The organism is Pedobacter riviphilus (assembly GCF_014692875.1).
In the GTDB taxonomy this organism is placed as follows: domain Bacteria; phylum Bacteroidota; class Bacteroidia; order Sphingobacteriales; family Sphingobacteriaceae; genus Pedobacter; species Pedobacter riviphilus.
Genome location: NZ_CP061171.1, coordinates 2,596,778 through 2,621,099, shown reverse-complemented (window position 1 = coordinate 2,621,099; position 24,322 = coordinate 2,596,778). Strand labels below are relative to the sequence as shown.

The following is a 24,322-nucleotide window of genomic DNA, read 5'->3' as shown; positions in this document are numbered from 1 at the left end:
TGGCGGCTGTTTCAATTTTTTCTTCACAGTTAAATTTTAAAAATTATGAAAACGACAGTAATTAATTCTAGTGCAATTGCAAATAATAGTCCGGTTGATCATAAAGCTAATAGCTTAGCTAGTGGTGATGCTGTCGCTGCTAAAGGCAGCGGTGCGATTGAACCGAACAAGGATTTTGATAAATCCTCGAATGGTGGAAAAGCAGTAGTGAAAGCGGGCGATGTAGCTAAGGTAGAAACCCTGCAGGCTAAATTGGATACCGAAAACGGGAAAACGGAGTCTGTGGATAAAACAGAGGGTAAAACACCTGCGGTGGAGCTTAAGCCTGTTAGAAATCTGGATTCTACCATTAAACTGGCTTTGGATCTGACACGCCGCATCAATCAAAGGGGCAAGTTGTTGGAAACCATCGACACCTTAGCGGCTTTCGAGGTGGCGCAGCAGGATGATGCGGAGGAAACACATGTTAATTTCTTTCAGAGTTGTACGCTGACCATTGAAGATGATAATGGCAGGGAGTTTTCAACCAAAAATCCTTTTATCATTAAAGCGGTGGCGGCTGATGTTAACCGTCTTTGCGTAGATAAATTGGCGGAGATTGAAAGCGAAATCATTATCCCTGCTTAAAATGTTGATGCCCTTTGGCATGAAACCAAGGGGCATTTATTTTTTGATCTAATTTTTGAGAGATGAAACACGATTTTAATGAGCGCAGGGATCGCCGCATTAACTATGCGAAAACCAAGGCTGCTAAAAACGAAAAAGAATCCGACCAGCTTTACAACTCGGCCGCAGAGATGGCCTCGGGCATTCCCATGGGGCAACCGATTTTAATTGGTCACCATGGCGAAAAACTTGACCGCAGGTATAGGGAAAAAATACAGGATACTAAGGGTAGATCCGTTAAAAAGCAGAAAAAGGCAGTCTATTACACAGACAAGGCAGAAGCTATCGCTCACGCCTATAATTTTGAAATAATCTTCGTTTTCAATACTCACGATTAAATCCAACAAAGCGTCGGTAAATGGTTGTAGCGGCTAGGTAAAAAGTTCTTTTGCAGATGTTCGGCCCAGTGTAGATATATCACGTTTAGGTAGCTATTTTCTACGCTTGGGTATGATTTCGGATAAGAATCGTCCCAATGCGTCTTTATTTTGTAGCCAAACAGGTAATAGGGCCTGTTTCTACTTTTGAAGATTATCATGAAAATGAGTATAACAAAAAAATCCTTAAGCTGGCTCTGCTTTTCTTTATTATGGGTGGGATGTAGCCAAAGGCCTCAAAATACTTCTACAGAACAGCCGCAGGCTTTGGAAACTGACTTTATTACCTTAAACCCAGATACTGCAACAGTTAAACAAACCTATCCGGGGAATATTGAAGGGCTCGTGAATGTTGATATCAAAGCCCAGGTGAGCGGTTACCTGGAGAAAATATTCGTTAAAGAGGGCGATTATGTGCAGAAAGGACAGTTGCTTTTTAAAATCAAGTCAGAAGTTTTTCAGGAGCAGGTTAGTAACAGTTCTGCCGCTTTGCAGGCTGCAATTGCCACGCATGCTAGCGTCCGGATCGAAGTAGAAAAAATGAAATCGCTTGTTGGCGGAAGCGTTGTGTCGCCAGTACAACTGAAGACGGCTGAAGCTAACCTGCAAGCTGCTACCGCACAGGTAGCCCAGGCGAAGGCTACTTTTGGAGCGTCAAAAATAAACGCCGGTTTTGCACTGATCAAAGCGCCGGTAAGCGGCTATATTGGCAGGATTCCAAACCGCGTGGGAAACTTGATCTCTGCAACTGATGCGACTCCACTAACCACGCTTTCAGATATTAGTACCGTATATGTATATTTCTCGCTTAGTGAGGCAGAATTTATGCGCCTGAATTCGGGAAGTGCAGATAGAACTGCCAAAATAAACATTGGCCTGGTTACTGCCGACGGGCAGCAATACCCTGAAAATGGTAAGCTACAGGTAGCTAGTGGAAACGTTGACCGGGTTACCGGAACAGTTAGTATAAAAGCCGTGTTCAATAATCCGAAAAGAATTTTGCGCTCTGGCGGCTCAGCCAATGTGGTAATAGAAGAATCGCTATCGAATATCCTCTTGGTACCTAAAGCTGCTGTTAAAGACATACAGGATAAGTTTTTTGTTTACCGCCTGGCCGATAGCAGTAAGGTGAGATTGATCCCAATCGAAATAAAAGCGGAGAGTGGTGATAACTATATAGTCAGATCGGGCTTGAAAAATGGCGAACAGATTGCCATTAACCGGATTGATGTGCTATATGATGGCATTCAGGTAAAACCAAAGATCAAAACAAAATCTTAAACTTTTTCATCGAAATTTTATGTTACAAAAAATAATAGACAGGCCGGTATTTGCAACCGTTATTTCCATTATCATTGTGATTCTGGGCATAATCGGATTAAGCCGCCTTTCGCTAACGAGATTTCCGGATATTTCTCCACCCACAGTAATGGTTTCGGGCTCCTATCCCGGAGGGAACAGTGAGGCTGTTATCCGTTCGGTAGTCACGCCGTTAGAAGAACAGATTAATGGTGTTGAGAACATGCAGTACATTAAATCTACGGCATCAAACGATGGCTCATTTTCTATATCCATTATTTTTAAGCAAGGTGTAAATGCAGACCAGGCGGCCGTAAATGTGCAGAATAGGGTACAACAGGCTACATCTATCCTGCCACAGGAAGTAATCCGCACGGGGCTTACCACTTCAAAACAGCAGAACAGTATGATTATGATCTTTAATCTGTATACTGATGACAATAAAAAGTATGATGAGCTTTTTCTGCAAAACTATGCAAACATCAATTTAATTCCGCAGATTAAACGTGTGCCAGGGGTAGGCCAGGCCCAGGTATTTGGTACAAAAGATTATTCTATGCGTGTTTGGTTGAACCCACGTAAAATGGCTTCTTTGGGGCTTGTTCCTGCTGATGTATCAAATGCTATTGCAGATCAAAGCCTTGAGGCTGCTCCGGGAAAACTGGGCGAGGATTCTAATGCCGCCTTGGAATATGTAATTCGTTACAAAGGAAAGAAAAACCTTGTTCAGGATTACGAACGTATGGTTGTTAAACGAAATGGAGGCAGTGTGATCCGCCTGAAAGATGTGGCACGTGTGGAATTTGGTTCAACAAGTTATTCGGGTGCTAATAAATCGAATAACCGTAACGCGGTTACTATTGCCATTAACCAAACAACGGGATCCAATGCAAATGAAATTGAAAAGGGAGTAGATGTTGAAATTAAAAAACTGGAAAAGACTTTCCCGCCGGGATTCATTTTTCAAAGATTTTGAGTACAAAAGAAAAGCTCGATCTTTCTATCAGCCAGGTTAAAACTACTTTGATAGAAGCATTTATCCTGGTGTTTATCGTTGTTTTCCTGTTTCTTCAGGACATCAGATCAACCATTATTCCTGCTATTGCAGTGCCTGTAGCTATTGTTGGAACTTTTTTCTTTTTATTGCTTTTAGGGTTTACTATAAATGTACTGACACTTTTTGCGCTGGTACTGGCCATTGGAATCGTAGTGGATGATGCCATTGTAGTAGTTGAAGCCGTTCACAGTAAGATGGAAACTTCGGATTTAAGCGGCCGTGCGGCCACAAAATCGGCAATGAGCGAGATTACCGCGGCAGTAATATCAATAACCCTGGTAATGGCAGCAGTTTTTATTCCAATTGGATTCATGTCTGGATCGGCTGGGCTTTTTTACAAACAGTTTGCCTATACATTGGCCATTGCTATTGTAATATCAGCTGTTAACGCCCTTACACTCACGCCCGCATTATGTGCAATTCTGTTAAAAAACAATCATCATAGTGGTGCAGCACAGACCAAGCCCACTGGAGTAAAAGGTCGCTTTTTTAAAGCTTTCAATGCTGGTTTTAATCATTTAACGAACAGATATATTAGTGGGTTGCGGTTTTTAATTTCAAAAAAATGGATTTCAGCAGGGCTTATCACATTAACTATTGGAATAGCTGTCTGGTTGATGGTAATCACTCCAAAAAGTTTTGTGCCAGAGGAAGATGATGGAATGTTTATGTTTTCGCTGACTATGCCGCCAGGAACCGGCCTTAATAGAACTACCCAGATAACCAAAGAAATTGGCGAAAAACTGGCAAAAATCGAGGCGGTGGGCGAAAATACCTCCATTACCGGATTTAATTTATTGAGCAATGCAGCAGGTCCTTCTTATGCAATGGGTTTTGTTACGGTAAAACCTATTAAAGAACGGGGTAAGGTAAAAGACATTAATGAGATTATGGGCCAGGTTAACCAGGCCATTGCCACCGTTAAGGGTGGTACAGTGATGGCTTTCCGGATGCCGCCTGTAGAGGGTTATGGTGTAACCGGTGGTGCCGAATTTGCCTTGCAGGATCGTATGGGGCGTAATTCGCAGCAACTTAAACAAAAGGCCGATCAGATTATCGGAGAACTTTCAAAAAAGCCCGGCATAGCCATGGCATATACCACCTTTAGGGCCGATTATCCTCAACTTGAACTGGAAGTGAATGAAGATAAGGCAAAACAAATGGGAGTTGGTGTAAGCAATCTGCTGAGCGTTGTCCAAAATTATTTTTCAGGAGACCAGTCGCTGAACTTCTCCAGGTTTGGTAAATTTTACCGGGTAAATATTAAGGCAGACGGAATATTCAGAATGGATGCTCACGCCTTTCAGGAGATCTTTGTAAAAAGCGAAGATGGACAGATGGTCCCTGCATCTACACTGGTAACCCTGCACAAAGTATATGGACCAGAATCGGTAGGACGCTATAATCTGTACAATTCATTGAATATAAATGTTACCGGGGCACCAGGAGTAAGTAATGGGATAGTTATGCAAAGGGTTGAAGAAACGCTATCCAAACTGCCTGCTGATTATAGCTATGAGTGGACGGGCTTAAGCCTGGAAGAAAAAGCCAGTGGCAATCAAACAGTCATAATTTTGGGAGTTTGCTTGCTGTTCGTATTTTTTATTCTTGCCGCAAAATATGAAAGCTATCTCTTACCACTTTCGGTTTTGTTATCCATTCCTACGGGTGTTATAGGTGCTTTCCTAGGCATCAAGGCAATTGGATTGGACAATAACATCTATGTACAGATCGGCCTGATTATGCTGGTAGGTTTGCTGGCGAAAAATGCTATTCTGATCGTGGAATTTGCCATTCAGAAACGCCAATCTGGTTTAACGATTATAGAATCGGCCATTGAAGGCGCACGTTCGAGGCTCAGACCAATCATCATGACATCACTTGCTTTTATTGTTGGAATGATTCCACTGATGACTGCCACTGGAGGAACCGCAGTAGGCAACCGTTCCATCAGTGTAAGCTCTGCCATGGGCATGCTTTCTGGCGTAATGTTAGGCGTAATAGTTATTCCGCTGCTATTTATAGTATTTCAATATCTGCAGGAAAAAATTTCTGTTCAAAAAATTAAAGATTAGATAAAATGATTCGAGTACAGAATTTAATATTGTTGGCATTTGGCATCATGTTTTTTTCATCTTGTTTGCTGAGGAAGCCTCAGGTTAAGCCATCTATACAAATGCCCAAAAGCTATAGGGAATCTTCATCGCTTACCGGTGATTCCCTGAGCCTTCCTTGGAAATCTTTTTTCAGTGATGAAAAATTACAGCACTTGATCTCGATGTCCTTAAAACGCAATAATGATCTGGCAGTTGCCCAGCTCACCATAAAACAGCTAGAGGCTGGATTAAAGGAAGCCAAACAAGCACTCCTGCCAACCCTTGATCTGAATGTAACGGGGGCAAGAAACTGGATGTCTAAAAACTCATTAAACGGTTCGCTGAGCGAGCAGTTTACCAAAACGAGCTATATCGATGATTACAATGCGCAGTTGAGGGTATCCTGGGAGGCTGATATTTGGGGCAAGGCGGCAATGCAGCAAGATGGTGCGTATGCTGATTTAATGGCAAACAAGGAAAGTGCGAGGGCTTTGCAAACCAGGATTATTGCTCAGGTAGCCCAGGCATACTATAATTTGCTATCTCTTGATGAACAGTTAAGAATTGCAGATCGAAATAAGGTTTTGAGCGACAGTACGTTAAAGATGACTATCCTGCAGTACAAGGCCGGACAGGTAAATTCATTGGCCATTCAGCAGGCAAAGGCACAGCTGAAAACTGCTGAATTATTGGTTCCTCTTGTAAAACAAAATGTCGCTATACAGGAAAATGCACTGAGCATTTTATGCGGTGAATTTCCGTCTCCTATTTACAGAAAACCAGATTTTAGTGTTACTGTGTTTAACGAAGGCTTCGGTAGTTCACTACCTGTAAGGCTGCTCAGCAGAAGGCCCGATGTAAAAGCAGCGGAATGGGCCGTAATGAATGCACAGGCCAAACTAGGTCTGTCAAAAGTGGCGATGTATCCTTCATTTAGCCTAACCCCATCTATTGGCGCCAATTCATTTAAACTGAACTCCTGGTTCAATCTCCCTGGATCGTTGGCAAAAAATCTGGCAGTTAATCTCACCCAGCCCATATTTCAGAAGAGATCGCTTAAGACAGCTTATGAGCGTGCCTCCCTGGAGCAGGAAAAGGCTGTACTTCAGTTTAAACAGCGCGTACTGGCCGCGGTAGGTGAGGTTAGCGATGCATTGGAAAAACAGAAACGTACCGCAGAACGGTTGATATTGATTGATGAAAAGCTGGTGGCTTTGCAAAAGGCAGCGAAAGATGCTTCGCTACTTTACCAAAATGGAATGGCAACCTATCTGGAAATCATCACGGCACAGAATAATCTGCTGCAGACTGAACTTGAGCGAACCAATATACGCCTGGAAAAACTCCAGTCTGCTGTTGATTTATACCGAAGCCTGGGCGGAGGACTGCAATAATACGAATAGCTTTGCCACTGAGGCTGGCAAAGCTTATTTTTACACCATGGGAAAAACAAAATATACAAGGGAGAAAATACCAGTACACCATATGATCATAGTAAGTCTGGTCGCGCTGGTGATTCTGACCTTGCTTTCATACCTGGTAGATCCATACGACCCCTACTGGAAAGATTATTACGCTAGCCCGGGCTGGATTGCACTTCGCGATACCCTATACACTTACATATATGTTTTGCTGCTCACGGTGATCAGTTTCTGGATAGACCGTAAACTTGATGGCTGGTTAACCTGGGAAAAAAAATCAGGAATACGGCTATTTGTCCAAACGCTTTTACAGACCATTATTGCTATTATTTCGGTTCACCTCATGCACCTGGTTTATGTTGTCATTTTTTTGGAAAAAGAACCAAGTTATTCAAGAGAAGAACTCCGGCTTTTCTCGCAGTTTCTAACTTCAGCAGTTATTCTTTCATTGTTGATCATGGCGGGCAATATTGGTTATTATTTCCTGACGAACTGGAAGAAAACAGCAACGTTGGCACTCGAACTTGAAGTAAATGCAGCCCAGCACAAACAGGCTGCCAGTGAAGCCGAACTTTACGCTTTGAGGCTACAGATCGACCCACATTTTGTATTCAACAACCTGAGTGTTCTGGCAGAGCAGATCTTACAGGATCAGCAAAAAGGCTTTGAATATGCAGAGAATTTCGCTAAGGTATACCGTTATTTATTGGTCAATTCAAAAAAAGATAAGATTTCGGTTGCGGAAGAACTTAAGTTTTTAGAGTCATATTTATTTTTGACCAGGGTACGGATCGGTTCGGGTATCTCATTTGACATCAATCTTGCGCAGATCAGTAAAGATGCGATGATACCGCCCATGTCATTACAACTTTTGGTAGAAAATGCCATCAAGCATAACCGAACAGTAAAATCAGACCCCTTGATGATCGAAATTAAGTCACCAAAGGGAAACGAAATCTTAGTTTCCAATGAATTGAAACCGTTGTTGACCCATTTGAATGGTACCGGTATCGGCCTTGGTAATATCAGGGATCGTTATCGTTTGCTCCATGCGCCAGAAGTCGTAATTACTAAAACTGAAAAGCATTTTACCGTAATCTTACCTTTACTTAAATGAATATATTAATTATAGAAGATGAGCATCCTAATGCCGAACGCCTTAAAAGGCTGGTTCTGGCAATAAAACCGCAGGCTGTAATCCTGGATGTATTAGATACAGTTTCCAGCAGTGTTGAGTGGCTTAAATCAAACCCTGTTCCTGATCTGATACTGATGGACATCAGGTTGGCTGATGGCATCAGTTTCGAGATTTTTAATCATGTAGAAGTGAAGAGCCCTATTGTTTTTACTACAGCTTACGATGAGTACGCTGTAAGGGCATTCAAGTTTAACAGTGTGGATTACCTGCTTAAACCGATTGAAGAAGAGGAACTACGTACTGCGCTTGAAAAAACCGGTCGGCGAACAGAAGATGTATCTGCAATTATAACCGATCGGCTGCAGGGTGTAATTGATGCGCTTGAAAACAAAAAGATCAGAACACGCTTTTTAATCCCCCATAAAGACAGCTATAAAATACTTGCCGCTAACGATGTCAGCTTCTTTCATTCTGAGCACAAAATTACTTATGCACATTTGCCTAGTGGCTGGAACGAAGTTGTACCACAAAATATGGGAGAACTTGAAGAGCAATTGGATCCGACACTTTTTTTTAGGCTCAACAGACAGTATATCGTCAATATAAATGCAATAAATAAGGTCTACAATCACTTCAATTCAAAGCTGAAAGTTAGTTTTCATCATTACCCCTTGCTAGAAGCATTTGTAAGCCGGGAACGAGTGCCGCTGTTTAAAGCTTGGTTAGACCAATGATAGTTAATTTGTTAAGCAATAGGGCCTGGCTTTTAGCAATGTACAGACTATGAGGCCGTTTATATAGGCAAAACTGGTATAAGGATAATCTATTTCAAAGAATGCAGGATCCTCAGGTAAAAATAGATTAATCAAGATAAATGGTCCAGCAGCTATTCGGGAATGCTGATCCATTTTAGAAAGTAACTCCAAGATTTAGCGATACCCCATGTGGATTTATATCTAAATCATTTAAACTCATCTTGTATCCTTTAAAACCGGCACCCAATAAGGCTTTTATTTTAGGTGTTAAACTAAATTTTGCCCCCAAACCCAAATAGGTATAAAAACCTGATTCCCGAACCTGTATTATTTCTGGCGGACCAAAATCATAAGAACTTTTATATCTATTTATAGAAATTCCTAATGATGTTTCGGCAAATGGGCAGATTTTTCCCAGCGGTTTAATATTATACTTTAAGTTAGCATATATAGGAAAGAAGCGAAGATTTCTTAACGTGTAATGGTTGCTCTTGTGAAGAGAAGTACCCGCAAATTCAATCCCGACACCGGGCTCAAGGCCGTTTTGAAACAGATAATTAACCTTGATGGACCCGCCGTAAAAATAATTCCGATGTGTAGATTTTAGTATTTCAATGCCTGGTGTAATGTAAAAGTGCTTTGTTCTGTTTGAATTGATCTGTTGCGACTGGCCATAAGTGGCTGAGAAGATTAACAGTGCGCTTAGTAAGAGGTTTCTGATCATGCGTGCGTTATATATTCACTTAAGTTGTTTCACGGAACTGCTTTCGGCTTAAACCATTTAGAATTAAAAATGGTAGACCTTTCGGTACTACCATTCCAAACAAACAGGATTATTGATGAGATTTTGGTAAGACCAGATAAAAAACTGATGGTACCAAAACTTCAATAGGATGTTTTAACTGTATTAATCTAATATTTAAAATAGTTTCTCTTTAAGTTCATCTGAATGACAACTTGGTCTTTAAAAAGTCCTAGCTTTTTCTGAAAAAAAAGAAATCCGTTTATTTTTCAGGTATAGAAAAGAGGTGGGACGATTGCTCGGTATTATGGTCGTTTTTTTTTTGGTTTAAAGCAATAAAACACCAATTGAAAAAAATAATAGGACTTTTTCGGAGATGCCTTGTCATGAGATTGAAGAATGGCAATAGGATTTGATTGTCGGCGATATGGATACCTTTTTAGTACCATTTAACCAGGTTAAGCTGTCCTGACTGCAAAGTGCGGTGGTGCGGAATTTTGATATGTTAGCCTCTTATCAAGTTATTAGGCTGCATATCGCCGCCCTGCCGCTTTTTATGACAAGTCATTCTTTTGAGTAAATAATATTTATTACTATTCAAGATTTCTTTATACCACCGGATAATATGCACGATTTGAGCCAGATAGTCCAATATTCCAAAGCTGTACTTATGCGCAGATCAGAAATAACATTGATCTTTTTCATATTTGTTATACATACGCAGTGCATTGCTCAAAATATCAATATGTTAAATATCAATTTGAAAAGTGAAAAAATTCAAGCCCATAATGCACAATCCAATCTCAATATTCCCCCGGAGCTCGTAAATTCTTTAACAATACCCTGGTCTTGTTGGAAACAGCTGCCTTTGGAGACCGTGAGCTACCCGACCCATAGCGGCACCAATAAGCAATGGGCTACAGATGCCCAACTGGGAAAAGGAATCGTTATCGCTTCTGAAGAAGTGCGAGAGTATTTCGCTAAGAATGGTTATAGTGATAAAAAGCCAATCTTAAGGCGATGGAAAAGTGCTGGCCCCGTCCAACAAAGACCAAGTTTCCTTTCTCTTGATATGAATGCGGTATTGCTTACCAACAGGCCATTGGCCAATACTTCTGCTGAAGGTGCGGTTGCTTGTACAAGTATCGGCTGGGGCATGGAAGGAGCCTGGTTTCCGATCAAAAACTATGGCTTTGGAGGAGGATTAAATTCAGCCATGTTTTCTAATGTTGCCACCATATCCGATTTAAACCAGAACACCTATGGTCAGCAGCTCGAGATGTTTTCTGCTGAAGTTGGCCAGTATTTTAGTTTTCCTTTACCACAGAACTGGTTTATTACAGGTAAACTATTAACGGGTATTTCCTCAATGACCAGGCAACGATTTCTTGTAGACGAGAAAACTGACAACCACGTATTTCAATCCCCAAAAATGGTTGTGCGATACCCATCAAATGTTGCTGTAAATTGGACTTTTGGAGTAGGGGCTCATAAAATGATTGCTAAGAATGTAGCTTTAAAAGCACAAGTGACCTACGCTATATCAAATCATAAACTTCTGATTGAGCGTGGAACTCCGGGCCAACCAATATCTTTGGATGGTAAAACTGAAAAAGTCGCCTTAACCAGCGACCGACTGTCCGTAGGATTGGGATTATCTGCTTTTCTATGGTAGTTTATCAATGCTGTCTTGATCTTGATTGATAATCATCTCTAAGACCAATTGGCGGCTTATGGTATTCAACGCTGTGTACGCTCTGTAGTTAAGCCTTTTTATGATATGGAAAGGCAACCATGGTATATCTTATTTCTGTGTGTTAGCTCAATGTGATGTAAATCAGAGGTTTAAGGTTTGTGTTATGGAGTCGTTGAATAACCTGGTGGTGCGCGTGATGCGAACAAGGGGAGTAGATTTTTATTCAATAATTGACCCTGCCATTTACAACTGCCTAAACAATGTCGTCATTACTGACGATTTTCCGAGGAGATCAATAGCCGTTAAATGCTACAATCATTCATGTTGATTTTAGTATCGAATGTAAAAAAAAATCTTCATGCCAATTTATTGGCTACACGGATTTTCTAATCCAGCCAATTTTTTCGTCAGCCTGGAATTGGACTTTTTGGGTTACTTCTTGTCATTTGTACAGGAGATTATAGATGAATAAAAAAATAAAACAAACAGGGCTTTTAATAATAGCGGTTATGCTATTGATCCTCTCGGCTGAAAATACAAGGGCACAGCAAAAACAGTTATCAGGTATAGTTATCGATAAATCTACAAAAGAGCCCGTTCCATACGCAACAATCAATATTGTTGATGAAGTTAACCGGGGTGCCAGGTGTGATAGTGCCGGCCGTTTCGGTATTGGTTTTTCTGGCCAGGTAAAAAGTATCAGGATAAGTGCAATCGGATTCAGATCGGAAGTGCGCTCCATCAGCACTCCAATTAATCTTTTAACCATTGAACTTGAACCAAATAATAAGATGGACGAAGTAACGGTTAAAGCAACACGCATCAAATACCGCAACAGAGATAATCCGGCTGTGGAATTGATTCAGCGCGTCATCAATGCCAGGGAAAAAAATAATGCGCGGGTTAGCCCAATGTATACGCAAGCGGTGTATGATAAGCTTTCCATGTCATTGGCGTTAAAAAATGATGCTGTTGAAAAATCCAGGTTACTGAAAAAGTTTTCGTTTCTGAAAAATAATATGGACACAGCACTACTTCCGGGAAGGACTTTGGTACCTGTTTTTTTAAAGGAAGTTTCGCTGAAAGAAAATTACAGCAATGGGAAGCCGGTAGCGAGTAAAGTTGTTGCCATGCAGGAAAATAGAATTGACCAAAAGTTTGATGAAGACGGTTTTGATGAGTTTATGGACAAGATATACAGTAAGCCTGATCTCTATGATCATGATATTCAGCTTGGAAATAGGCAGATTTTGAGCCCGATAGCTGCAGAAGCACCAACATTTTATAAATACTTTATTATCGATACGATAAAAAACACGAAACCTTGGCAGGTACAAGTCCTCGTTTCTCCAAGAAACAAAGAAGACGCTTTGGCAACAGGTTTATTGTTTATTGATTTGGATGGTAAAGATGCCGTTCAACGAGCGGAATTGAAAATAAACGAAAAGGCGAATATAAATTGGGTTGATAATGTAAAATTTGATATCCTTTACCAGCAGTACACAGACGGACGGTACTACCTATCGAAAAGTACCATGTCTTTGAACCTGGGCGTATTTAAAGAGGGAATGAATGTTTTCGGAATGAGGACCTTGATGATGAGTGATTTCAGTTATAAACATGGAGATCTACCAACGAGCACAGTAAAGGCCAATAAAAGAACTTTGCCTCAAATGAATGTTCCTTCTTTCGATGCCTTAAGACCCGAGAAACTATCTGCCCTTGAACAGACAAGTTTTAATAATGTCGACAGCCTAAAAAACAATGCTGCCTTCAATAGGACTATGGATATCGCTTCACTTCTTTTTTCGGGTTTTATTAATTGTGGTAAAGTTGAATTAGGGCCTCTAAATTCGCTGTATAGCTTCAATAGTTTGGAAGGAAGCCGTTTTCGGATAGGGGGACGGACGACGGACGCTTTTAGCAGGAAAATTGTTTTTGATGCCTACGCCGCCTATGGTACCACCGATAAGCGGTTTAAATACAAGTTCGGAACAACATTTTCATTAACCGATCACTCCATTTATACCTTTCCTGTAAGGTCATTAAACATTCAATATGCATTTGATACTGAAATTCCGGGACAACAACTCAGCAACGTATCTGATGACAACGTATTGCTTTCTATAAGAAGGGGAGTCAACAATAAAATGTGGTATAAAGGCAAGTTCTCCGCTGAATACCTGCACGAGTTTGAAAATCATCTTTCTTTCAAGATTGGTGTTAACAGACAGACATTAACACCTATGGGAAGTCTCAATTTTGATTCGCCCACACAATCTTACCGTTCTTTAACCACCTCAGAGGTAACGGGTGAGGTTAGATGGGCGCCAAATGAAACATTTTTTCAGGGGAAACGCTACCGTCGCATCATCAACAATGGGTATCCGATTTTCTCGTTGAAAGCCGACATTGGATTTAAGGGTGTTTTCGGTAGTTCATATAACTATCAGCGTTTTACATTCAATACCTCTAAACGCTTTTTTCTCTCCCAATTGGGTTATTCGGATGTGCAGCTTGAAGGTGGTGTAACTTTTGGTAAGGTTCCTTACCCACTTTTAAATATACACCGGGCCAATCAATCATTTATGTATCAATTTTCCTCCTATAACTTAATGAATTTTATGGAATTCACGAGTAATAAATATGTTGGAATTAACATACAACACCAGTTTAATGGTTTTTTTCTGAATAAGATTCCTTTGCTTAAAAAACTTCAGTTAAGAGAAGTAGTATCGTTTAAAGTGCTGAAGGGTTTTTTGGACAGCTCCAGCGATCCTTCTGTTCATCAGGATTTATTTAGATTCCCTGCCCACAATTCGAATGGTCAGTTTTCAGGAAGATTGGGAAATGCGCCATACATGGAAGCGAGCATAGGATTGGGGAATATTTTTAAAGTACTTCGCGTGGATTATGTGCGCAGATTAAATTATCTGAACAATCCGAACGTCTCGCCGTGGGGAATCAGGGCGAAGCTTTCTTTTGATTTTTAACCCCTTCAGGTTAAATATTTAATACAACGTTTTTTGATTTTATCTTCCAGCTGGTAGACTTTTTACCAGCTGGATTTTTAAGAGCTCATATGATGAGGGAATAGGGGTTGCATGACCACGTAATAAATGTACCAACTCTTATGCAATTGTAACTAGGCTAGCTGCCATGCAGGGCACATCTTTTTAGGAACATTCGTGCATGATGGTAAATAATCAATGACATATTTTAAAAAAATGGTCATCATCTTGACAGAAATACTGTGGAATACCTGTCCGTACAGGCGGGGAGAGACCTATCCTGTGTGAAGGACCCTGATACGGGTTCAGGGTGATGATATCCGGTAAAGATCTATCCAGGCGGATCTTGCTTCGCAGAGATTCCAGTTCTCCACTACGGACGGAACAATCCTTCTATACCTGTCATCATCCATCCGATGTATTTGAAAAATTTTAATCGCTAACATTAACAGACTTTAGCAAAATCGTCATCAATTGCGGAGAGAAACAACAGCCTGTCCGACCCCCTCAGGAAAGCAATCATTCATGCTGGCAGCGACCTATATTATAAGGATTACTTTCTCGAAAATCGGGGAAGGCTAAAGCCTTATACACGGTTGGTTAAGATTATCAATCACTGGAAAACGGTAATGAAGCCTCTATCGCTTGCAGCTTTATATGTTTATATGGCACTGTGCAAGGGTAGTGATTATTTCCCATTTGCAAGTCTTGAATATATCGTCGGAAATCCTGTGTTCCTCAATAAGGGTGACGGTCGGCTGGTACCTCCATCACCTTTTTTATCGCCTTAGGCAAAAGAATCAGGTCGCATGCATTTTCATACACTAAAAATCTGTCCTCCCATAGTGGATCAAATTTGTCTTTAAACTCTCTAAGTCCCTGCCAAGCCCTAATCTGTGGCGCGTTTTTCCGAAGCAGCTCCATGAGTTTTCCTTTGAGGTTATTTGTACGGAGTGCTCCAGAGAAGGGAGCTAGCCCCATATTTAAGTGGCTATAACCTTGTTCTCTACAGTATTCTATAAATTTCAGGATCAATATATCAATATTGCCACCCTCTTCCGGAGTGAGTTTCCTGATCAGGTCGTAGGTGGTCTCGCCAGGAACATAATCGGGAATTACATTAAGGAATGCAACAATTTTACCTTTGGCGTTTTCTAAGACGATTATGTCCTGAAGCTTTAATTGGCTGGCTATAAATGTTCCCTGCGAAAATCCGCGCTCTCTTCTACCTGTGGTGGCCAGCCAATTATCCGAAATAGTCTTCAATTCATCGAGTATAGCATCCGAAATTGGTGCATGATATATTTTAGGTTCGTAACCTTCCCGCTTCAGTTTATTAACCGTGTTCCTCAATGCTTTGCGCTTTTTCCCTTCCAGGGTAAATTTTCCAATGTCAATCAAAGCTTCCTGGCCAATGTGGAATGACTTTTTCCCCATCTCTACCAGTACAGCCTGCAAAGAAGGATTTACCTGGTAGTAAGCCGGACGGATGCCTTTGGTTTTACAGAAGTTTTCGAATTCGACGATAGCCTTACGGATATTATCAGGTTGTTTTTCACAGACCGGTCCTTCCAGTACAATTGCGTATCCGGAAGATATACCAAAAGCAAAGAAACCTTCAACCTGCTTACAAAAATAATAATGCTTATCATCCGACAATTTGAAGTAGTCTACCGGAGACAGGCCATGTCTGTTCACAATATTTTTTGCTTCCCTCGTGTTTTTTGCCAAACGTTCAAGACTTGGCGTTTGGGGCTTCAACCATCTGTAAACCAGTAGGACCAGGAATATAATCCCGAGTATATTTAACGAAGATAAAAATGATGTACCAAGGATGCTCCATGGCTGTATGTTTTCATTGTTCAGCAGTAGAAAATGCTTTATACTATTTGTCAGTGCGGTAGCTAAAGTAAACTCACCATCAATATGTCTGCCTTGCAGGAAATAAAATCCCAGGGTTCCGTAGCAAATGATTGCCAGAAAAATAGAGGTCCAAATAGCCAACTTGCTGTTTTTTAGGTTAATATTACTCTTGACATCGTAATATGGGTAAGATATCAGTAGAAATATCATTACAATAAGGGCGAGCAATGACTCCTCATAATCAAAACCCTTTGTTAGGTTGCCGAAAAATGATAAGGCGACCATGATAAAAGCCATGTACCAGGCGCTTTTAACACCGAGAAATAAATAGTAAGTGCTGATAGTAAGTAACACACCCAGTAACAAAACCATGCCATTGGACAGGTCTACAGTAATGAGGGGAATAAACCTATCTAACACTTCAATACGTTCGGTAAGAGCAGGACTCATTACGGAAATAATATTCACCAAACCCAGTATTAAAACGAATAATGCTGGTAAAAGCCGGGCCCAAAATGCCATCTTTTTAAAAATGAAAGGAAAGATGCTGGCAATAAGCGGCAACCAAAACTCAAAGGCACGGTACAACAGGGTAATTGATATTGCTTGCGACTCTTTGATTCCGGCTCCCATAAAGACCATAACCATTGATATTTCGACCGTCCCGATACCTTTTAATACCGGCGAGAAGCAATATAAAAGTGTTGCTATAGTATATGCCCAGATGCATATACTCAGGTTTGGCTCAATACCTAGCGCCAACATGGCAATATATACATGGGCAATCCCGACAATTTCAGTCAGCAGGGCAGTAAACAATGGTCTCCACCAGTTTACTTTTGAGGCTTTGAGCAAATCGATTTGTGAAAGCAAATTTTCTACAGAAGGAAAAAACCTGTACAATATATTAAAAACGGCTCCCCGCCGTAAAAATGACCAGGTAAGAATGCCTATTAATGCAGTCGACAGGCTCATCCATGAAACTGATTTCCAGAAAGTTGATGTTGCCTGGCCCACAAAATGATACCAAATGATAACCGGGATAGCCAGTAACAATAATGAGGCAATACCAGCAACTGCATAGATGATTGACCCCATATTGATCTTTTCTCTGCTAAGTTTGTCCACTTTTAATTCATCCGAAAAGAACGCCAGTGAAGTGAAGCCGCCCGCAGGAAGAATAATGCTCAGCAAGTTTCGTTTCAGGTATAAACCAACAGCACCCTGTAAATCTACCTTGATACCCAGGGCACGAAAACTGCTTACATACAGGTATCCTTGAAGGTAGATATAGATGAAGCTTAAGCTAAGGCCAATAATTATCCACAGGTTAAGCGTAGTCAAAAGGTCAATAGATACTTTGATTTCATGCCTTTCGTGAATGAAGAATATAGCTAACATCACCAAGGTGGCGACGGCAAATAATGTTTTAAAAAATATCTTGTACCCTTGATAATTTACTTTACTGATCATACGGATGCGCGGCCTATAAATGTTTTCTTTAATGACAACTGCTTTCTTAAAAGGTCCCAAGGTTTAACCGGGCACCATTGGCATGTTAATATTTGCATTTTAACCCACTGTAAAGCAAAGTTTATGATAACGCTGTAGTGCTGATGTTAAATTGTTTGCTAACGGTAAGCTGTTAAATGAGTATAAGGCCGGAATTGGGACTTTTGAGAAATTGGTTGTCACTATGGTATGATAGATCACAATAGCTCACCAAAGAAAAATCGTATACTAATTTCTGTTTGTTTTTTTACTTTGCTTGTAGGGTTTCTTTCATCCTGTAGCCCGATGAGTGAAATTGCGAAAGAAAGAGTGTCGAAGCCTGATACAAAGTTTAAAATCTGTGCGATAAGCGGTAGAATAGGTAGATACCGGTTGGTAACGGTAATGGATGACCGTAAAAACTATTATAGTTGGATGGCCAAGGATTTTCCATACCACCTAAAGTCAGGTGATGAGTACCCCGTCCAATAATGTTATGGCTGGACAATTCATTTAGCATTTTGAATAGAATTTTCATGTTAAGCAGATCTCTCAACGATATTCTCACCCTGAACTCGTTTCGTGGGTCCTTCATCCGATAGATTTCTCTCCCGAACTTCGCGACTGTGCTTTAGTCGAAATAATGCCAGATTTTGAAATCTGTCAATGGTAGCGTAGTCGAAGTACCTGTTTAAATAGCTTATTAAGCGTTTAGGAACATGGCAGAGCTCAGTTTTTACTGAACTCTGGCATAATATATTATCATTCCGTATCAACTTACCTTATCCTTTTACCGCGTACGGGTTTCCCGTTCGGATTATCCGGGAAATGGCTTTCTTTCTCATGAGATTGTTTAAGTCCGCCGAACTGCCAGCTAAAAGATAGTGTTGCCGACCTGTTGTAAAACCTGTTTATGCCTGTACTCTGAAAAGTTGGTGCAAAAGCATAAACCGTTTCTTTAAATGTTTTCTGGAAAGGGTTAACCGTTGCAAATGTGATACTTGCCTTTTTATTCCAGAACTGCTTACTGATGGCAAAACGGTAAGAATAATTGGCCGAATTTTTTCCCTGCAAGGTAATAAAACCATTTCCATAATCACCTGAAATGCTCAGTAAAAGGTCATGGGGCAGGGTAAGGGTATTGTTCAGCGTGGTATTGAAAAACATGCCCTTATTGGATATATCTAAGGCCTTGCTGTTAAAGTGGAGGTGGAAAATTTCTGCCCCTGCATTTACGGTCCAATTACTAGCTGGCTTAAAAACACCGTTCAGGTTCATTCCTATTCTGGTGTTTTGGCCAATGTTAACAGGGTTGCTGTAAGAAATGCCATCTGCCCTCACGGTAGTTACTGTTTCGATTCCATTTTTGTTTGCACTATAATACAGGCTACTGATCAATGTTGATTCCTTTTCGCCGGTAAAAACGTGTGTGAGCTCCAAATTACGTGTTAGTTCGGGTTTCAGGTACGCATTTCCCTGGGTAATATTAAGTGGGTCGCTGGCATTTACATAGGGATTGAGGTCGAAGATATTCGGACGGCGTATCCTTTCAGTATAGTTTAGCTTAAGTTCGTGTTTTTCCCCAAGTTTTTTTGCAATCAGTAAATTGGGTACCCAGTTCGTAAACGTTCTTTCAAAAGATGGAACAGATTGGAAATCTGCATTGATTGCTGTCCTTTCAAAACGTATTCCAGGCCTGAACGTCCATTCATTATCCGTTTCAAAGTTCAAACTCATGTAACCCGCCAGAATACGCTGCCTGTAGCTCATACTACCCGATCGTGTAGGGTCTGTTTGGATGCGGCTGTTGTTTATTTCATAAATACTGGTAGAAGTAGTTCCCTGGTACTTTGTACCCAGTTCCATGGTTGTTTTTCCCGATTTGCTTAATGGATGGGTATAGTCTGCCTGAAAATTCCAGTCTTTTTCAGCCCCTTTGTTCGGTCCGCGTTCCTCAAATGAAAGTGTTCCATCGGTCCTATACTGTTTGGTAAGATAGTCGGAAAAGTCTGAAGATAGCGATCGTTGGGCAAGAAGCTGTAGCTCCTGGCCTTCGCGCAAGAACTTCTTCTGGTAGTTCATTACCCATTCTTTGTAGGTAAACCGGCCACTTTGATCGCTTACCTGACGATATTCATCATTTAGCGTTCCATTGTTATAGCGGTTATAAAAACTGTTTTTTTGCGGCCATGAATCTTTCCAGTAAGAAAAACCACCTTCCAGGGTTTGTAACGAATCGATCTGGTACTGTGCTGATAAGCTTGCAGACCCGCCCCGGTTGATCATGAGGCCATCGTTTTTTTGCAACAGACTTCCTGTTTGCCTGCCATCCATGAAAGAGAACCGTTGCAATTCAGTAGCGTTCTTCTCACGTTCACCAGTATAATTTCCCATAGCGGTGATATTTAATTTCCCCACTGCCATATTCAGCGCAAGGTTACCGGTCTGTTCCAGGTTCCCTGCCGAAAGATCCAGGGTGCCACTGGTTCCCTGAAGCTTCTTTTTGGTGATAATATTGATAACACCAGCCGCACCTTCTGCTTGGTATTTGGCAGAAGGGCTTGTAATGATCTCGACTGATACAATTGAACTTGCAGGAATTACTTTCAGCGCCTCTTTAAGATTTTTGGCCATAATTTTGGATTCAACACCATTAATTAACACCATGATGTTGGAATTACCGCGCATCTTCAATTCTCCAGTAGCACTCACCGTAAGCATTGGTGCCTTTCGTAGCACATCTGCGGCATTTCCTGACTTATTGCTGATATCGGAGGCCGCGTTATAGATAATCTTATCCTTATTGGTCTGGATGATTGGCTTTTTACGGCTGCCAACTATGGTGACCCCCTGCATGGTTGTGCTTTTTTCTTCCAGAACCATTCTGCCCAAGTCAAGCACTTCACCTTTAACAGCAATTACGTCCGAGTGATAATCGTTATAGCCTATATAACTGATCTGTATCTTAATCCTGGGAACTGACTTGACCTTTGCCGAGAAAGCTCCATCATTGCCCGACGCTACAGTAGCCAATAAATCGCCGCTTTCGGTCCGTAGCACTATAGTAGTTGCAGGAAGCGTGAGGTTATCTGATTTGCTCACCACCACTCCCTTTACTGTTGTCAGTAAGTTATTCCCTGACTGGGCAAATGTAGCTATCGAAATAAGCATGATGCCCAGCATAAGTGGATAGGACAAAAATAATTTTACTTTGTTCATATAGTTGTATTTTAATGATGCAAAGCAACAAAGGCATGTGTGCTATAAAGGAATATAAATGACCAGCAGGGCAAATAAAATGTCGAAGACCGTTTGTCATTAAGATTTGTAGCTTTAACTTAAAAGCAGGAGTTTTGTGCATCTTAAGCGCTGTACTTTTTACAAAGGCTTATTCTGAAGAAATAATGATGCAATCATTGAGAAAATATTTAATATGGTAAATTCTGGTAAAACGCGTAGTGCCTGGTTACAGGAGAGTGTAATTTTCTGCGCAATGTTCGCATTAACTATGCTTCATGAGTGGATATTTATCAACTCACCGGAAAACTTTCTGAAAGGTCTGGTCTTCTTTCTCATCTTATATGCGCAAGCTCAGGCACACCGCTTTTATATCTATCCTTACTACCTGCGCAAAAACTATCTGGTTTATGCTGTTCTTACGCTTACAGCAGTATCTCTCGGAGCAAGCACGCTTTTTATTGCTGATTATTTTTGGATAAAGCCCGAGTTTTTTGAAGATGGAGAATTTTTCTTAGGATTTGTCTACCATTTTGTGATCTGCGTTGTTAGCACGGTAACCATTATGGCCCTTTCGCTTATGAAAAGCTATGCAACAGAATTGCAGCGAAGAAACCACGATCAGCTCTTGCTCAATGAAATGAACCTGAAGTTCCTGCATGCACAGCTCAACCCGCACTTTTTCTTTAACATGCTTAATAACCTTTATGGGGTAAGCCTTACCGAACCTGAAAGAACCCCTGCATTGATTGTTAAACTCTCCGAACTGATGCGCTACCAGATCGAAAACTGGAATCTGACCAGGGTTGAGCTGGCCGGTGAAATCAGCTTTATAGAAAATTACGTGGATCTTGAACGTGAGCGCATTGGTAAACGGTGCGACATCAGGTTAAATTATGCAAACAGTATCAGTGGTCCACAGAACCATACTATCGCTCCATTATTATTGATCGTTTTGATCGAAAATAGCTTTAAGCACAGTCAGAATTTTAAACATTGGTTTGTACATATTGATATTCACCTTTCTGAAGAAGGACTGGAAATGAAAATTGAAAATTCGCTCGCTGATGAGAGCTTGAAAAAGTATTCTACGCAGATCGGCTTGGCAAATATTGAACAGCGGCTGGAATTCCTTTATAAAGACGCTCATCGCTTAACCAGCGAGCGATTACAGGACAGCCATCGCACCGAAGTATTTATTAATTTAAAAAACACTTAAGAATGGATTTGTTAAGATGTATTATCGTCGACGATGAAGAAGGGGCACACCGGGTTTTGGAACACTTTATTGGCCAGGTGAGGTATTTGGAAATGGCAGGGTCATTTTATACCGCTCTTGATGCAATGGAATATATTTATCAAAACAATATCGACCTTGTTTTTCTGGATATTAATATGCCAGGCCTGAGTGGTTTGGAGATGCTCGGTGCAATGTCTTCCCGGCCATTTGTGGTGCTCACTACTGCATATAAAGAATACGCACTGGAAAGTTACCAATACGATGTGGTAGATTATCTGGTTAAGCCATTCGATTTTAAAAGATTCCTCTCATCTGTTGATAAGGTAATGAACCGCATGGGCACTAAACAGATTGCGCCACAGGAGAGCATAACAACAGATTATCTGGTGCTAAAGGTTGATGGTGCGATGCTCAAACTTAAGTTTGAACAAATACTTTATACCCAGAGTTACGGCAACTACGTTAAGTTTTTTACAGCAGACGGGATGCGCTTAAGTCAGATCACCACCGCAGAAGTTGAAAACAAACTAAATCCAAAGTATTTTGTCAGGATACACAAATCGTATATTGTTGCAATAAAGGAAGTTTCAACGGTTTCGGGAGGGGAGGCTATTCTTTTCAACGGGACAAGGCTTCCGGTTGGAAACCTTTATCGGAAAACTTTGTTGGATTCGTTGTAGATAGTATTATTTAGGTTCGGTGATGTACAGTTTCCTGTGCCTGTCGTCTATTATGGGATTTTACGGAGCCTAACGGCATAGTATGCACTTTTAATCATGATTTTTGTACAGATGCCATTTTTATAGGTGTAAATGTTTTCTTTGCCATTGGGTAATTTCAGTTCGTAGGTTTGGCCATCTTTTTGGATTTTTAAAAGTTGAGCGAAACCATCAGAATAGACCAGGCTTCCATCTTTCGGTTCATGAAAATAGAGCGACAACAAATGCATTTCAATTGGTTTTAAGGGCAATATATTTGACTTGCCCGAGCGGGTGTTTATGTACTCTTTTCCTGTCCATTGGGTTTGGATATCTGCTTTGATGCGCCCATTAACTTTCCTTAATATTGATGATCGTTGCAATTTTCCCCCATAGAAACTTGCATTTTCATAACCTTCAATCAGCATGTTCTTAAATAGCAGATCAATTTCTGCGTTAAATTTCATGGCAAGCTCGAGGTTCTTTCCAACTCGTTTCTGACTGATTTGCATGTTACCGATGCTTTTTCCACCCTTTAATATTTCATATTTAAACTCCTGTGCATAAGCGGTTTTAACTGAAACCCAACAAATACAAAAGAACACGAAAAACTGCATGGTTTTCATCTTTATATTATTCATCTCGCCTTTAAATGTAATGGGCCTGCTCAGGCTTTATTGATTACATAACCTAAGCACTAACCTTTTGGTAAATGGCTGCCCGGCCTGGTGGCCAGGGCAATAATCGCATCCTGGATTGTCCGATGGATCTGATGTTCAACCGCCTTATTGTGCCCCGTTAGCGCAAGCTGGGCCTTGCAATTGATCAGATCTTGCTTCATGGAAACTACTTGTAACGAAAAGCTGTTTTCCCTAATGTTTGTTAAGAAAGGCGTTAGTGAAGACTTTAATGCTTTTTCTACTTCATCAACCGAGGATATACGATCGAGTCCCAGTTCAAATTCAGCTATCACCTGCCTGATATCTTTTTTGCTTCGGTTCAGTACAATTGAAGAAGATACAACTGAATTAGGTATTACGATCACATCGCCCTCCTGGTTTTCGATGATGATGTTGATCAGTGTAATATCCCGGATCTTCCCGCTGAATTCGCCGATAATTATCTTGTCGCCTAAGGAGAGCCTGTCAGAGAACATGATGATCAGACCATTAGCCATACTGGTAATATAATCTTTAGAAAGTACTGCTATTGCCGCTGCAGCAATGCTTAAGCTCACAAACATATTCCTGATGTCGATATCAAAAAGGATCATGATGGAAATAATGAAAGTGCAGGTATTGATAATTGAGGAGATGCGGTTAATGCCGAGAACAAAATTATTCATATCCATTTTTTTATCCCGGTGCTTTCTTAAGTACAAAGAGATCACAATTAGCCTTACGAAAGAAACAACTAAATTGAAACTGAGGAAAAATGTGGTTGCGTATAAAAGCCCCTCGGTCAATGAAGTATTTATTTTAAATAGGTCTTCGGTAAAACCAAAGTATATCATTACTGAATAGAGTAATATTTTT

General features: G+C 40.7%; 15 protein-coding genes and 1 pseudogene. 11 read left to right on the top strand and 5 right to left on the bottom strand.

Annotated elements, in window-relative coordinates:
- The first annotated feature begins 45 nt into the window (after positions 1 to 45).
- The 7 genes and pseudogenes from H9N25_RS10765 to H9N25_RS10735 all read left to right on the top strand — a co-directional run bounded on the left by H9N25_RS10765 (position 46) and on the right by H9N25_RS10735 (position 8,788).
- Positions 46 to 627 (top strand): hypothetical protein, encoded by a 582-nt coding sequence (locus H9N25_RS10765; protein WP_190328892.1) that lies wholly within the window; start codon positions 46 to 48, stop codon positions 625 to 627.
- 62 nt (positions 628 to 689) lie between these two features.
- Positions 690 to 1,004, top strand: coding sequence for a DUF3560 domain-containing protein (locus H9N25_RS10760; protein WP_190328891.1), 315 nt, complete (start codon positions 690 to 692; stop codon positions 1,002 to 1,004).
- A gap of 204 nt (positions 1,005 to 1,208) precedes the next feature.
- Complete coding sequence (locus H9N25_RS10755; protein WP_223833703.1) at positions 1,209 to 2,324, top strand: efflux RND transporter periplasmic adaptor subunit; 1,116 nt, start codon at positions 1,209 to 1,211, stop codon at positions 2,322 to 2,324.
- 19 nt (positions 2,325 to 2,343) lie between these two features.
- A pseudogene (locus H9N25_RS10750) lies at positions 2,344 to 5,474 on the top strand (efflux RND transporter permease subunit).
- Between the two features lie 101 nt (positions 5,475 to 5,575).
- On the top strand, positions 5,576 to 6,889 hold the full coding sequence (locus H9N25_RS10745; RefSeq protein WP_255524621.1) for a TolC family protein: 1,314 nt from the start codon (positions 5,576 to 5,578) through the stop codon (positions 6,887 to 6,889).
- Complete coding sequence (locus tag H9N25_RS10740; protein ID WP_223833702.1) at positions 6,810 to 8,033, top strand: sensor histidine kinase; 1,224 nt, start codon at positions 6,810 to 6,812, stop codon at positions 8,031 to 8,033. The genes H9N25_RS10745 and H9N25_RS10740 overlap by 80 nt, the downstream gene beginning before the upstream one ends.
- Complete coding sequence (locus H9N25_RS10735) at positions 8,030 to 8,788, top strand: LytR/AlgR family response regulator transcription factor (RefSeq protein ID WP_190328887.1); 759 nt, start codon at positions 8,030 to 8,032, stop codon at positions 8,786 to 8,788. The genes H9N25_RS10740 and H9N25_RS10735 overlap by 4 nt, the downstream gene beginning before the upstream one ends.
- Before the next feature lie 175 nt (positions 8,789 to 8,963).
- Here H9N25_RS10735 and H9N25_RS10730 read toward each other — a convergent pair whose 3' ends face one another.
- Complete coding sequence (locus H9N25_RS10730) at positions 8,964 to 9,533, bottom strand: outer membrane beta-barrel protein (protein ID WP_190328886.1); 570 nt, start codon at positions 9,531 to 9,533, stop codon at positions 8,964 to 8,966.
- A gap of 763 nt (positions 9,534 to 10,296) precedes the next feature.
- On the opposite strand from H9N25_RS10730, the gene H9N25_RS10725 reads away from it, so the two are divergent.
- Together H9N25_RS10725 and H9N25_RS10720 are read left to right on the top strand one after the other, a co-directional pair.
- The gene (locus tag H9N25_RS10725) at positions 10,297 to 11,226 is read left to right on the top strand and encodes a hypothetical protein (protein ID WP_190328885.1); all 930 of its coding nucleotides are present in this window, start codon (positions 10,297 to 10,299) and stop codon (positions 11,224 to 11,226) included.
- Between the two features lie 485 nt (positions 11,227 to 11,711).
- On the top strand, positions 11,712 to 14,240 hold the full coding sequence (locus H9N25_RS10720; RefSeq protein ID WP_190328884.1) for a DUF5686 family protein: 2,529 nt from the start codon (positions 11,712 to 11,714) through the stop codon (positions 14,238 to 14,240).
- Positions 14,241 to 14,996: 756 nt separating this feature from the next.
- On the opposite strand, the gene H9N25_RS10715 is transcribed toward H9N25_RS10720, so the two are convergent.
- Complete coding sequence (locus H9N25_RS10715) at positions 14,997 to 17,654, bottom strand: phosphatidylglycerol lysyltransferase domain-containing protein (RefSeq protein ID WP_190328883.1); 2,658 nt, start codon at positions 17,652 to 17,654, stop codon at positions 14,997 to 14,999.
- Positions 17,655 to 18,389: 735 nt separating this feature from the next.
- Entirely contained in the window at positions 18,390 to 20,831 is a 2,442-nt protein-coding gene (locus tag H9N25_RS10710; RefSeq protein ID WP_190328882.1) for a TonB-dependent receptor domain-containing protein, read from the bottom strand.
- A 214-nt stretch (positions 20,832 to 21,045) separates the two neighbouring features.
- Here H9N25_RS10710 and H9N25_RS10705 point away from each other — a divergent pair, with 214 nt between their 5' ends.
- Together H9N25_RS10705 and H9N25_RS10700 are read left to right on the top strand one after the other, a co-directional pair.
- Positions 21,046 to 22,068 (top strand): sensor histidine kinase, encoded by a 1,023-nt coding sequence (locus H9N25_RS10705; RefSeq protein ID WP_167294743.1) that lies wholly within the window; start codon positions 21,046 to 21,048, stop codon positions 22,066 to 22,068.
- A gap of 2 nt (positions 22,069 to 22,070) precedes the next feature.
- Complete coding sequence (locus H9N25_RS10700) at positions 22,071 to 22,769, top strand: LytR/AlgR family response regulator transcription factor (RefSeq protein ID WP_167294742.1); 699 nt, start codon at positions 22,071 to 22,073, stop codon at positions 22,767 to 22,769.
- Positions 22,770 to 22,819: 50 nt separating this feature from the next.
- Here the strand turns inward: H9N25_RS10700 and H9N25_RS10695 are convergent, their stop codons facing one another.
- Positions 22,820 to 23,428: a DUF6134 family protein gene (locus tag H9N25_RS10695; protein WP_190328881.1), complete on the bottom strand. Its 609-nt coding sequence runs from the start codon at positions 23,426 to 23,428 to the stop codon at positions 22,820 to 22,822.
- Between the two features lie 56 nt (positions 23,429 to 23,484).
- Positions 23,485 to 24,132, bottom strand: a complete 648-nt coding sequence (locus H9N25_RS10690) for a mechanosensitive ion channel domain-containing protein (protein ID WP_167294740.1) — start codon at positions 24,130 to 24,132, stop codon at positions 23,485 to 23,487.
- Positions 24,133 to 24,322 lie beyond the last annotated feature (190 nt).